The following is a 13,509-nucleotide window of genomic DNA, read 5'->3' on the forward strand; positions in this document are numbered from 1 at the left end:
AAAGTGAATGCATGAATACAGGAAAGTGTCAGTTTGGAACAATTGCTGTTTTCTGTGGTTTCCTTTGGGCAAACCGCCAAGAAATCCCATAATTCCTAATAATCAATTGCCTTAGGTTTCACAGGGCACTAATGATGCATGTACAGTATTGCAATTTAATTCTGTTTTGAAAGAATGAGAATCATAGAATTAATGCCTTCTACGCATTACTGAAAACTATCAATGTTCAGAGAGTACCACGTTCGGAATGAAGCGCGCTGCAACTACCATAATCGTCCTTAGTATGGTGATAATCTCCACTAGTATTGGAATCATTTTATCGACGCAGCTCGGCCGCCCTGCATTCGAGGCCATTGCTATGGCTATGGCTATTTTCTGTACGATGCTCATCATTCAACTGATGCTCACCCGAAGCCATGATGCCCAGGAAGTTGCCCGCAATCTCAATCGAATCGAGAGCCGTGTCGGTGAAATCGATGACGATGTTCTGAATCTTGAAGGCCGGGTGAATTCGGTGGAACTTGAGGCTCCACGACAATTGCAAAAAGAGGTTGACCCCTTGTATGCAGAGGTCGAGGTTATTGGCTCGCTTGTAAAGCAAATGGCGGAAGCCATGGCGGATATGGAAGAGCAGATTGAAGACCAAGGGCTGAGCCTTGAGGAAACACGTCGGCGGCAAATGGCCCTCCCCGCTCAACCCCAACAACAACTTGGCTTATCTCATTCAGCCAGTTCACAAGGTGTCGAGCCAAGCCATTTACAGAGCAGGAGTAGCGTAGATTCTGCGCAACAACCAGTACAGCAACCGGCAAGCCAGTCCGCGGCCTATTCGGCCATGCTGGAAATGGATGCGGATGCGACTCTTGAAGATATGGCACTTAGCAACAACAATCAAAGTGAGTTTAACATGGCAAGCGATATTCGCTCTGCCATTGATGCCAGCCGCATTGACCTTTACTTGCAACCAATAGTTAGTTTGCCGCAACGTCGTGTACGATATTACGAAGCACTAACGCGGTTGCGCACTGTGGACGGGCGTATACTTGAGCCAATCGACTTTTTAAGCGAAGCTGAACGTATAGGCCAGATGCCGGCAATCGACAATGTTTTGTTGTTCCGCTCACTACAAATATTGAAGCGCTTATCATCACGCAATCGCGAAGCAGGCCTCTTTTGCAATCTTTCGCCCAGTACGCTTGTTGATGACAGTTTCTTTCCCGGTTTTCTGGAGTTTATCAAGGCGAATGAAGCGTTTAGTGACCTTTTGATCTTTGAATTCACACAGGCAAATGTGGCTGCCATGGGCTTGCTGGAGCACGAAAGCCTTGCTGCCTTGGCCGAATTTGGTTTTCGCTTTTCAATAGATCACATAACGGATTTGCGAATGGACTTTAAAGGGTTGGCTGATAAAGGTTTCCGGTTTGCCAAGCTTAATGCTGCCCGCCTGTTGCAACAGGATGAAACATTAACACACGGCAATATTCACCCTGCTGATTTTGGAAGCTTATTAAAGCGATATGGTATCGAACTGATTCCGGATCATGTAGAAGTAGAGAGCACCGTTTTAGAGTTGTTGGATCTGGATATTCGCTGTGCGCAAGGTTTCTTATTCTCACCGCCCCGTCCGGTTAGAGCTGAAATATTGCAAGGAGCGCCAAGTCCACGTGCTCGCACAACGGCATAAGGCCCGCATTGCTACGGGCCTTCCAACTACATTTTCTAACTAAATAGCAACCTATTGTTTTTGCGCTTCTTCCTTAAACGGATTTTGCGCCCCAACAGCGACAATTGTTGGTTTTGTGTTGGCGAATAAATCCTTTGCAACTGCATTTACTTGCGCCAAACTCACCTTTGCAATGTTATCATTGCGCGTGGTTACATAGCTACGGTCAAAGCCAACCATCTGTATACCAAGCAGCTGACTTGCAATGGCTGCTGAGCTATCGAAAGAAAGCGGATAAGAGCCAATCATATAGTCCTTGGCTTTTTGCAGTTCTTCAGTACTCGGGCCTTGGTTCGCCATGCGGTTTATTTGCTCAAGCATTACTTTTATTGCGGTTTTTGTTTGTGCGGTGCGTGTAGAAGTAAACGCATTCCAAACTGCACTATGATCACGCGGGAGTTGATAACTCCCAACGGAATACGTTAGCCCACGCTTTTCGCGTACTTCCTCAAACAACCAAGAGGAGAACGTCCCCCCACCTAAAATATGGTTCATCACTTCCGCAGGCACATACTCTTTAGTTTGACGTTTATACGAAGGTACCGACATCATTACGGTTGTTTGCGGAATATCCATTTTTACGAATATGTGTTGCCCCGCTTTTGCTTTCACTTCAGGTATCGTCTTCAGGTTGGCTTTTGCTGGTAAATCCGCAAATGTTTTATCTAAGAGCTTCGAGAGCTCTTGCGGGCTTATTGCACCAACAACCCCAATATACATGTTGTCACGGGCGATTACATTTTTAAGATAAGCCTTAAGGTCATCGGCACCAATACGTTTGAGCGTTTCTTCTGTTCCCCGCAAGGGCAATGCATATGGGTGTTTGCCATATACTGCTTTGTTCATGGCCAAAGCAGCTTGATAACCGGGCTTTTTAACAGACTGACGGTAGCTTGCGATAAGAGTGGACCGCATGCGCTCTAATGCTTCACTATCAAATCTTGGCTGTGTTAATGCGAGGGATAGCATGGCAAACGATTGTTCTTTATTGGCTGCAAGTGTACGCAGGCTGCCAGAAAAACTATCTTTACCGACCGAGAAGCCCATGGACATGGTCAACTCTTCTTCACGGGTTTGAAAGGCTTTCGACTTTAACTCCCCCGCACCTTCATCAAGCATTGTACTTAAAAGGTAGCCAAGGCCCTGTTTATTCTCGGGGTCTTGAGCAGCACCACCTTTCCATGCAAAATTCATTGCAATAATTGGTACGGTGTAATCTTCTACCAGCCAGGCCTTGATACCTTTTTTAGAGGTTACTTCTTGTATCTCAAATGCTTGAGCCTTGATTACAGTAGCAACCAGCAGAGATATTAATAGGAGCAGAGATAAGAAAGAGCGAGAGAGTTTTGCTGGACTTATCATTATTTTACGGCCCCTTGCTCTTGATTAGTATTGGCTTTTTCAGGTTGCAGCAAGCTGATAACCGGTTGCTTTGCAAACAACTGTTTTGCCACGTCCTGTATGTCCTTAGTACTTACCGTTGCAATCCTTTGCGGATAGCTTTGTATTTGCTCAACAGTTGCGCCGGTGCTGAGAGATGCACCGAATAACTGAGCCAAGTTTCTTTGATTATCTTGCGCATAAATAGTAGCAGCCAACTTTAAACGCTTATTTCTCTCCAGCTCTGCCTCTGTCACGCCGTTTTTGGCAATCTCAGCTAAAATCCTATTGGTTTCTTGTTCAACCTGCGCTTTTTGGGTGTCATCTTTCAAGCTGGCATAGATAACGAATTCACCGGCATCCAAGTTTGTTGCTCTGTAATAACTCCCAATTGATGTTGTAATAGGATGTTTTACGGCTAACTCTTGATAGAGCCGTGATGTTGCGCCACCACCCAAAATATCAGAGAGCAAGTCCGCTGCGGCGGCTTTTTGAAGACCGAATTCACTCATTGATGGGACGAGCCAACCAGCTTTATACTTTGTTTGCCCTACTTGTTTATCGTGAAGAATAACTTCGCGCACGCCTGGCAAATATTGCACTTGTGGGCGTTGTCGTTTACCTGGCTCGGCGCGTCGCTCCAACTTTCCATAGGTCTTATTGGCCAGTTCCATAACCTTGTCGAAAGTTACATCGCCTGCAACAACCAGTGTAGCGTTATTTGGGGTATAATACTTATTGTAGAAACTTATTGCATCATTAAGAGACAATTGCTTGATTTCATTTTCCCAGCCAATAACCGGAGTGCCATACGGGTGGTTAACATAGAGCATCTGGTCAAAACTCTCCGAGAGGCGAGCGGCGGGGTTTTTGTCGGTTCGCAATGCGCGCTCTTCCAACACAACTTCGCGCTCCGGGTCCACCTGTTTTTTTGTCAGCACTAGATTGGCCATGCGGTCCGCTTCGTACTTCATCACCATTGGTAGGTACTGGCTTGCCACTTGCTGGTAATAGGCTGTATAATCTTGCGAAGTAAAAGCATTTTCCTGACCGCCGATATCCGCGACCTTTTGCGAAAATTCTCCTTCTGGTGCATTTTTAGTGCCTTTGAACATCAGGTGCTCTAAAAAGTGCGCAATACCAGATTTGCCAGCAGCTTCATCTGCGGCCCCCACATGATACCAAACCATGTGTGTTACTACCGGCGCTCGATGATCGGGAATCACAACAACTTGCATACCATTGGCAAGGTGGCCCGATTTTACCTGATCTCCGCCCAAACGCGTTTTTGCAAGCTTTTCTATTGAGACAAACTGGTTATTTGTTGCTGCCTGGACATTCACTGTTGCAACACTGAGACCCATAATAAACGCTGAGCTCATGCATAATCTTGTCAGGGTATTCACAAAGATGCTCCCTTAAATAGATGCCTAGCCTTGGATTAAGCCATTGCGGCCAATACCATACTGCTTCTATATCCTAGGTAAATACACGATATTGTATTAAACCTATAACTGCATATTCGCAGTTCATGGCAAAGAAAAGGCGCGGAAACCGCGCCTTAAAAGAATACGAATATTGACTAGCCGATTTTGCGGCCTGTTATGTCGCCTTAATACTTGCTCATATCAATGCGCTTGCCTTGGTCAATTTTTTGCTCTTCACGCTTTTTTTCAGCTTCTGCCTTTTTATCGGCTTCACTTTCACCCACAGGATATCCCGGCTCTGGTGCGCTGTAGCTTAATGGTGGCTCTGTTAAATAGCGGCGCTGTGGCAAACATTTTTCTTTATCTACAGCACATTCATCGCCCTGATCTTTTGCAATTTGGGCTTTTGCTGCACGATATTTTTCTTGGAGTGCACGCATTTCACTTGGTGAGAGTTGTTCACCATCAGCGATCTGTGCTTGACGCCTTTCGGCTGCGAAGTCCCTATCGCGTTTTTGTTGCCTGGCCTTCATAGCGCGTAAAGCTGGGTGGCCTTTTGCCTGCTCTGGCGAGAGCGGTTTACCGTCTTCTGTTTTGTAGAAGTCCTGAATTTCTTTAAGCTTTTTGGCCCTTTGGTCCACTGGCCAGTTTGTCGCCAATTCCACCAATGCTCTTTGATCGGGTTCAGGTAGCTTGGATAGATCGGGTGGCATGACCAATGGCGCACGTTTTTTATAATCTATCTTATCTTGCGAACCACTTTTACCGACAAGAAAGCTCATGAGAGCGCCGGTAGTTTCGCCTTTCGCCGTGCTTTGTGTCCCGTCATCGAAGCTATCAACCGCACTGGCACAGGCTGAAAGCGACAGAGCCACAATAACTGCGGAAATAATTTTGCTATTTACAATCTTTGTTTTCAAAAACATCATCCCTGCGCCGATGCCTCAACTTCATCTTTACTTCAGATCTGTAATTTGCCCTTGGCAGATCATACCTATGACCCTGACACTTTGCCGGTTCCCAACTTAATGAGAGGCCATAGATACCTTCCTAGCTATATGGCGTTATAGACCAATAAAACCATTTATTTACCTTGCGCAAAGCTTACCTTAAGCATTCATAATGAGCAAGGTCAAGCAATAGCAAAGTTTTAAGCGCTTTATCGTGCGAGCTAGACCATTTTAAGGCAATTTTATTTTATGTTTTTTTCGTTTTGCCAATAATTAAGCTTTCAAAGATAAGTCCTGCCGCACCAAGAACAATCCACACATCAGCCGCATTAAAGACATACCAAGAAAAATTACCAACGTGAAAATGAATGTAATCGACAACCTGACCGTACACGGCACGATCTACACCATTTCCCAAAGCACCGCCCAAGATAATGCCTAGGCACCATGCCTCAAACCTATTATCGCTTTTGGCGGACCAAACCCATATGGCAATGGAAGCCAGTATCGTGAAGCCAACCAAAGCCCATTGGCCAAAGGCTGAATCTTGTTGGAACAATCCGTAGGAAACACCTTTGTTCCATACCAACACAATGTCTAAAAACGGCGCGAGAGAGATAGGAGCATTCTCAGCCATATTGTAGGCATGCACCAACCAGATTTTTATTGCCTGATCAATAATCAACCCGATAATCGCCAGTTTGGCAACTACCGGGCTGTGTGCACCCCAAAGCTTTTTCAGCTTCAGCACTTTGTTTTTCCTTTATTATGCAACCGCATCCAGCTCACGTAGCGCTGCAGCATCGCGCAATGTGACCTCTGGATAATCGGCATCTTTTCCAACTTCTGGCAATATTTTCCAAGAGCGTGCGCACTTATTACCTTCAGCAAGAGCTGGTACAACACCAACACCCGCAACATCTTCCAGTAAGAAAGCTTCAGCTGGTGCGACTTGTGAACTCAAATCCAATTGTGAAGTAATGGCAATTTCAGCCATATCTAAACCTTCAAGCGCCGCCATCAATTCAGCATCGCTGACAAAGACTTGCGGATGTGCTTCCAGTGACGAACCAATGCGTTTTTCGCGACGCTCTATTTCCAGCGCACCGGTGATAACACGGCGAACTGTCTTTACCTTATCCCATTTGGCGGCCAGCTCATCGTTGCGCCACTCGGTTGGGATCATGGCAAATTGCTGCAAGTGGATAGAAGCGGCTGCCTCACCGTAGCGATAACCCCAAGTCTCTTCCATGGTAAATGGCAGGATTGGTGCCATCCAAAGAGAAAGATTGCGATAGAGTTGCTCGATAACAAACAGGCAAGCTTTGCGCTTTACGGATGATGGTGCGTCACAATAGAGCGAATCCTTACGCACATCGAAGTAGAATGCGGAGAGTTCAACAGTCATAAAGTTGAACAGCGCGGCAAACACTTTCTTGAAGTTAAACTCGCCATAGGCTTCACGTACCAACACATCCAGTTCGGCCAAGCGGTGCAGCATCAACTGCTCCAGCTCTGGCATATCTTTCAGTGCAACTTCCTCACCCTTGTAATGACCAAGGGAGCCGAGCATGAAGCGCAGGGTGTTGCGCAGTTTACGGTAAGCGTCCACATTTGTTTTGATGATTTCGTTACCGATGCGCTGATCTTCGGCATAATCGACAGAGCCAACCCAAAGGCGCAGGATATCGGCACCATATTGCTTGATGACATCTTGAGGAGCCACTGTATTGCCCAAGGATTTGGACATCTTGCGGCCCTGCTCGTCCATGGTGAAACCGTGGGTCAAAACCGCATCATAAGGGGCGTGGCCACGGGTGCCGCAGCTTTCCAGCAAAGAGGAATGGAACCAGCCGCGGTGCTGATCGGTGCCTTCCAGATACAACACATAGTCGTCACCACCGAGGCCCTTACGGCTCGGGTTGAGGTCTTCGCGTTGTTCCATACAAAATGCGTGGGTTGAACCGGAATCAAACCACACATCCAAGATGTCGCGAACCATTTCATAATCGTCAGCGGCGTAGTCAGCGCCCAAGAAGCGTTGCGCGGCTCCTTCGGCGAACCAAGCGTCAGCACCTTCTGCACTAAAGGCTTCGAAGATACGGGCATTGACGGCTTCGTCTTTTAAGACTTCGCCATTCGCCTTGTTCACGAATACAGTGATTGGCACACCCCATGCACGCTGACGGGACAGCACCCAATCCGGGCGGCTCTCGATCATGGCGTTGATGCGGTTTTGGCCTGTGGCTGGTACAAAGCGGGTTTGCGCAATAGCATCCAGCGCCCGCTTGCGCAGGGTATCCCCTTCGTTTGCCAATTCCTTGTCCATATAAACAAACCATTGCGGCGTATTACGGAAGATCAGCGGGGCTTTCGAGCGCCAGGAATGCGGATAGGAGTGTTTGACTTTACCACGTGCGATCAGGCCGCCCACTTCCGCCAGTTTTTCAATCACCGCGGTGTTGGTGCTGCCTTCACCACCTTTGCGGTTCAAGATATAATGGCCTTGGAACAGTGGGACGTGCGGGTAGTAAGAGCCATCTTCCTGAACGGTGAGCGGCACTTGCTCGGTACCTGCCTTGGCAAACACATCGCGGTTGTCAAGGAACACCTGAAAGTCATCGGCACCATGGCCCGGCGCGGTATGCACAAAACCAGTACCGGCATCATCGGTTACATGCTCACCGGCAAGCAGCGGCACGTGGAAATCGAAGTAGCCATCAGTGCCTTCAACGCCGTTAAACGGGTGCGCACAATATTCGATATCGGCAGGGTTGATATCCCCCACGCGTTCATAGGTATCAACACGCGCGGCCTTAAACACATCTTCGGCCAGTTTGTCGGCAAGAATCAGCTCGTCGCCTACCTTGGCCCAGTTGTCGTCTGCGGCCTCGGTTACCTTATAAAGCCCGTAGTTGATCGAGTTGGAGAATGAGATGGCGCGGTTGGCAGGAATTGTCCACGGGGTCGTGGTCCAGATCACCACATACTTGCCTTTAACCGCATCAGAGCCGGAAGTTACCTTAAAGCGCACCCAGATCGTGTGCGAGGTGTGGTCTTGATACTCCACCTCGGCTTCAGCCAGCGCGGTTTTCTCAACAATCGACCACATCACCGGCTTGGAGCCGCGATAAAGCTGGCCCGACATGGAGAACTTCATCAGCTCTTTGGCGATATACGCCTCGCTGTCAAAGTTCATGGTCAGGTATGGGTTATCCCAATCGCCCTCGATGCCAAGACGCTTGAATTCTTCGCGCTGCACGTCAATCCACTTGCCAGCAAAATCACGGCATTCCTGACGGAATTCGTTGATCGGCACTGCGTCTTTGTTTTTGCCTTTTTTGCGGTACTGCTCTTCGATTTTCCATTCGATCGGCAGACCATGACAGTCCCAGCCCGGCACATAGTTGGAATCAAAGCCCTGCATCTGCATTGAACGGGTGACGATATCTTTCAGCACCTTGTTGAGTGCATGGCCGATATGGATGTTGCCGTTTGCATAGGGAGGGCCGTCATGCAGGATAAATTTCGGCTTACCGTTCGCCTCTTGACGCATTACGCGATATAGATCGGCGTCTTGCCATTTTTTCAAGATTTTCGGTTCATTTTTGGGCAAACCGGCACGCATCGGAAAGTCGGTTTTAGGCAGGTTCAGGGTTTGGGAATAGTCGCGTCCCGCAGTCTCAGTCATGATAGTATCCGTAGGTCTGGCCATTTAATCCGCATGGCCGAGTATGTTCTTTGTCGCAGGCTGCAGGCTTGTCATCATTACACAAGTATGCAGGCCAGCCATTATTTGCTGGTTATTCCCGGTCCTTCAGGGCGCTTTACAGCGTCTCAGCCGAAGGCCGGGCCAATAATTCGCCGTATCTTATGAGCGTAGGGCATGGCCTGTGCGCGATCGAAACTCGTCATCTGCTTTTCATTAGTGCAATATGCAGGATATACCCAGCGGTGGCCGCTGAATAATGAGTGTTGCTTTTAAAATAGAAATCCGCTGCTGCCAACTGCATTTTTAAAAGATTGCGCAACTATTGAGTTTTTTTGGCTATTTTTGCTCTGTACGCTCTGCCGGTAAGCAACAACACGGTTCACAATTATTCTTAGGGTGCGCATAACTATACACCTTAGTATTGTGGTGAGGCCAAAAGCGTTCTACGCGAACCTTGGAAGTTGATGGGCAAGCTTCGCAATACGCCGGTGTTCGGATTTTCTTCTCATTATGCAAGTAATTATCCAGGAGGCATTGCAAAGTGAAAACTCAGCTAGAAGTATGCGTTGATACTGTTGAAGGTATTCAAGCAGCTGTTCATGGAGGGGCTGACAGGATCGAGCTTTGCAGTGCTCTTGCTTTAGGTGGCCTATCACCAAGCCACAGCTTGATTGAAGCCGCGCGGCGCTTTGCATTACCACAAGGCGTCCAAGTTTATGCCATGGTTCGGCCGCGTGCTGGTGACTTTTGCTATTCTAAAAACGAAATCGATTGCATGAAACTTGAAATACAAACAGTTGCTCGGGCTGGCCTTTCCGGTGTTGTGCTCGGGTGTTCCAAGGCTTTTAAACAACAGCAATTAACTGGTTGCATTGAAAGGGAGCTGTGCTCTTATGCGGCGTTGGATACGGAAGTATTACAGCAATTGCAGGAGGTTACACAATCATCGGGTTTGGGAAGCACTTTGCACCGCGCCTTTGATCTGGTCTATGACTTTGAGGAGGCACTTTTACAAGCTATCGAGTTGGGCTTTGAGCGCATATTAACCTCAGGCGGTGCACCCAAAGCCATTGATGGTTTGCAGCGCTTAATAAAACTACAAGAAATCGCAGGAGATCGCATTGCCATTATGCCCGGCTCAGGTATCAACTGTGAAAACATTAGAGCCTTTACTGAAGCAGGGGTATTTTTGCAATTTCACGCCTCTTGCCGAGTACCTTTTGAAGAAGAGGCATTACTAACCAAATTTGGTTTTACCGCGACTAACGGCTTTCGAACAAACGCCAAGAAAGTAGAACTATTAAAGGCACGCATTTGACCTAAGGCAATACACCGGATCAAAACAAATACATTTAAAGCACAACAGAAGATCATAAAGTGAACATTGTATTTCTTTCCTAAACTGATATGTTTGAAGGCAGCTCAGCAAGAATCGCAATTGTGCATCCATTCTATTATTTAAGGTTTTTGTGATGTCAGAAAACGACGGACTTTATCGAGATGATGAAGGCGCCTGCACCTGCTGGTGGCATGGAGGTGATGCCTTTTACAAAGACTACCACGATAACGAATGGGGCCGCCCGGTTTCGAGCGATATTCGATTATTCGAAAAGATATGTCTTGAGGGTTTTCAGGCAGGGTTGTCCTGGCTCACCATTTTACGAAAACGCGAGAATTTCCGCGCGGCTTTTGCCGGCTTTGATTTTGAAGTAATCGCCCGATTTACGGAAGATGATGTGGAGCGCCTTGTAAAAGACGCCGGGATTATTCGCCACCGCGGGAAAATTACCGCTACCATTAATAATGCTCAACGTGCTTTGGAAGTGCGAAAGGAGTTTGGAACGCTTGCGACTTATTTCTGGTCATTTGAGCCAACAAGTGCGGATAGACCGCAACAGTTTGATTTTGAGACCTTGCGCAAAATAGCCACAACCGAGGCTTCAGCCGCCCTTTCTAAAGACCTTAAGAAACGGGGATGGCGCTTTGTAGGACCGACAACCGTTTACGCATTTATGCAAGCAATGGGCATGGTTAACGATCATCTTGAAGGCTGTGTTTTTCGAGAGGTTGTTGAAAAAGAGCGCAACGCATTCATACGCCCCCTTAAGGCCCCTGCTCTTTCCTAATTATTTATTCGCGTGCAGCGGCTCTACCGCTGCACATTGTTGTTATCACAATATACCGTTCCATAGGATTTGCTGATTAACCTATTCTACGCTCCGGCTTTATGCACCTTATTGAAGAGCGGATTAAACAGGATATTCTCTGGCGCAAATACATAGTCTAAAGCGCTAACTGTGACCATAACTGCGCCCTGCTGACGCAAGAAATCGGCACATTCTGGCGCTGTACTGGCCGGACAATGCAAGGTAAGCGGTACGCCTTGGCTTGTTGGCACCCCGAACGGGGCGTGTGCACCAAACTTTTCTTGCAACTCAGCAAGTTTATTCTCTGGCCCAGCCATCATCAAACGCAGTTCTTTCACCTTCTGCGCTTGTTGGCGCGAAGAAATCCGGTCCAGCATCAAGCGAGCCGCTTCCATTGCCCCTTCATCCCAGTTGGCCGTTGTCGAAGCCACCAAGTGCGCTTGGGATTTAAAAATCACTCCATCATGAGGAATTTTCAGATTGTTTGCCTTCAAAGTTGAACCGGTTGAGGTGATATCTACAACCAGCTCGGCAGAGCCTGCCGCCGGAGCCCCTTCTGTCGCGCCAGCACTTTCGACAATGCGATAATCGGAGATGCCGTGATCTGCGAAGAATTTACGGGTGGTATTGATGTATTTGGTGGCTATACGCAGCCTTGAGCCATGGCGGGCGCGAAAATCGGAGGCAACATCTGCCAGATCGGCCATAGAGTGGACATCAATCCACGCAGAAGGCACAGCAATCACCACATCTGCATGACCGAAGCCAAGTGGGGCAATGACATGGGTTTTCTCTTCTGGCTGATCAATATTTTCCATGATCAAATCGGTGCCAGTCACACCGAAATGCACTGCACCCGAAGCAATTTCACGGGCGATTTCCGAGGCAGAAAGGAACGCAATTTCAATGTCTTCAACACCCGCTAAAACCCCCCGGTAATTTCTATCACCGCCCGGGCGCTTAACTGTTAAGCCTGCTTGCTTGAAGTAGGCATGGGTGAGCTCTTGCAAACGCCCTTTTGAAGGGATCGCTAGAATTAACTTGCTCATTGGCCGGCCCCTTTTTGAATACGATCTAACCAGATGGTGAAGCCAACGGCTGGCACGCGTTCCGGAGCTCCCAAGCGCTCGATGAGCCGATCATAGCGACCGCCACCCATCACTTGCTCACGTCCTGTTGCGTTTTGGTGGTGCATTTCAAACACAAAACCGGTGTAATAATCGAGACGGCGGCCAAAATCACCCGAGTATTCAAGAGAAGCAACATCAATACCGCGCTCAGCCATGAGCGACGTTCTCTTGGCAAGGCGCTCTATCGAGCTATCCAAGTTAAGACCGGTTTCACGCGCAAAGGCATGCAATGTTTCTACCGCGCGCAACGGTGGTGGTCCGGAGATATTCAAGTAGGCTGATAAGCGGTTGGCAGCATCTTTGCTTATGCCATCACCTGAAGAAAGCGCGGCTTGCTCCATAAAGCGCTCGGCGATCTCATGGGCGCTGCGGCCCCCCACTGCGGCAATACCAGCAAGCGAGAGCACATCCTCGATGATAGCCACGGCTGCCTTGCTGTCTTGACCTTCCAGAGCGGATAGTAGGCCTGTCTGAGATGCCTGCGGTGTTTTTTCCCCAGCCATACGCGTGATCATTGTATCAATGCGTTCTCGCTCACCGAAAACATCACGCAGGCGGCGCTGCCAAACCTTGGGGATTTCCAATGCCTGCATTACGGCAGTGAACAACCCCTCATCGCCGATGCGAACACGAAGGTTACTTGCACCAAGTACATCCGCACTGGTTAAAGCTAAGGACAGCATATCTGCATCAGCCGCTTCGATATCTTTACGGCCAATGGATTCCACACCTGCTTGCATGGTCTCACCTGTATGCCCCGACTTTTGCCGAAACACAGGTCCTGCATAAGAATAGGCGGCAATTCGACCCGTAATTCCCGACTGCACATAATGGCGTGCAATCGGAATAGTGAAGTCCGGGCGTAAACATAGCTCTTGACCGTCTTCTCCCGATGTCAAAAACAAACGCTTTTTTAGGTCTTCACCTGCCAAATCCAAAAAGATATCCGCAGATTGTAAAAGCTGTGGACTGGTCTCTTCATAGCCCGCATCGGCATAAAGCTTTGCCAATTCGGTTTGCTGTTGATCGTAACGCCCCAT

Annotated in this window: 10 protein-coding genes; 3 read left to right on the forward strand and 7 right to left on the reverse strand. The window is 48.2% G+C overall.

Features of this window, described 5'->3' with window-relative positions:
• Window positions 1–247: 247 nt before the first annotated feature.
• Window positions 248–1,684 (forward strand): EAL domain-containing protein, encoded by a 1,437-nt coding sequence (locus AYK67_RS01075; RefSeq protein ID WP_068081033.1) that lies wholly within the window; start codon window positions 248–250, stop codon window positions 1,682–1,684.
• 51 nt (window positions 1,685–1,735) lie between these two features.
• On the opposite strand, the gene AYK67_RS01080 is transcribed toward AYK67_RS01075, so the two are convergent.
• The 5 genes from AYK67_RS01080 to ileS all read right to left on the reverse strand — a co-directional run bounded on the left by AYK67_RS01080 (window position 1,736) and on the right by ileS (window position 9,171).
• The gene (locus AYK67_RS01080) at window positions 1,736–3,085 is read right to left on the reverse strand and encodes a M16 family metallopeptidase (protein ID WP_068081035.1); all 1,350 of its coding nucleotides are present in this window, start codon (window positions 3,083–3,085) and stop codon (window positions 1,736–1,738) included.
• Window positions 3,085–4,485 (reverse strand): M16 family metallopeptidase, encoded by a 1,401-nt coding sequence (locus AYK67_RS01085; RefSeq protein ID WP_068081039.1) that lies wholly within the window; start codon window positions 4,483–4,485, stop codon window positions 3,085–3,087. Before AYK67_RS01085 ends, AYK67_RS01080 begins: the two co-directional genes overlap by 1 nt.
• 230 nt (window positions 4,486–4,715) lie before the next feature.
• Complete coding sequence (locus AYK67_RS01090) at window positions 4,716–5,450, reverse strand: hypothetical protein (RefSeq protein WP_156453007.1); 735 nt, start codon at window positions 5,448–5,450, stop codon at window positions 4,716–4,718.
• A gap of 277 nt (window positions 5,451–5,727) precedes the next feature.
• Window positions 5,728–6,231: a signal peptidase II gene (gene lspA, locus AYK67_RS01095; RefSeq protein ID WP_244266856.1), complete on the reverse strand. Its 504-nt coding sequence runs from the start codon at window positions 6,229–6,231 to the stop codon at window positions 5,728–5,730.
• Between the two features lie 15 nt (window positions 6,232–6,246).
• Window positions 6,247–9,171 (reverse strand): isoleucine--tRNA ligase, encoded by a 2,925-nt coding sequence (gene ileS / locus AYK67_RS01100; protein WP_068081312.1) that lies wholly within the window; start codon window positions 9,169–9,171, stop codon window positions 6,247–6,249.
• 562 nt (window positions 9,172–9,733) lie between these two features.
• Here ileS and AYK67_RS01105 point away from each other — a divergent pair.
• Window positions 9,734–10,510 carry a copper homeostasis protein CutC gene (locus AYK67_RS01105; protein WP_068081045.1) on the forward strand — a complete coding sequence of 259 codons (777 nt, stop codon included), beginning with the start codon at window positions 9,734–9,736 and terminating at the stop codon, window positions 10,508–10,510.
• A 154-nt stretch (window positions 10,511–10,664) separates the two neighbouring features.
• The gene (locus AYK67_RS01110; protein ID WP_068081048.1) at window positions 10,665–11,318 is read left to right on the forward strand and encodes a DNA-3-methyladenine glycosylase I; all 654 of its coding nucleotides are present in this window, start codon (window positions 10,665–10,667) and stop codon (window positions 11,316–11,318) included.
• Between the two features lie 86 nt (window positions 11,319–11,404).
• Here the strand turns inward: AYK67_RS01110 and hisG are convergent, their stop codons facing one another.
• Together hisG and AYK67_RS01120 are read right to left on the reverse strand one after the other, a co-directional pair.
• Window positions 11,405–12,388 carry an ATP phosphoribosyltransferase gene (gene hisG / locus AYK67_RS01115; RefSeq protein ID WP_068081057.1) on the reverse strand — a complete coding sequence of 328 codons (984 nt, stop codon included), beginning with the start codon at window positions 12,386–12,388 and terminating at the stop codon, window positions 11,405–11,407.
• On the reverse strand, window positions 12,385–13,509 hold the full coding sequence (locus AYK67_RS01120; protein WP_068081058.1) for an ATP phosphoribosyltransferase regulatory subunit: 1,125 nt from the start codon (window positions 13,507–13,509) through the stop codon (window positions 12,385–12,387). Before AYK67_RS01120 ends, hisG begins: the two co-directional genes overlap by 4 nt.

Origin of the sequence: Polycladidibacter stylochi (assembly GCF_001562055.1) — a bacterium.
GTDB classification, from domain to species: domain Bacteria; phylum Pseudomonadota; class Alphaproteobacteria; order Rhizobiales; family Stappiaceae; genus Pseudovibrio; species Pseudovibrio stylochi.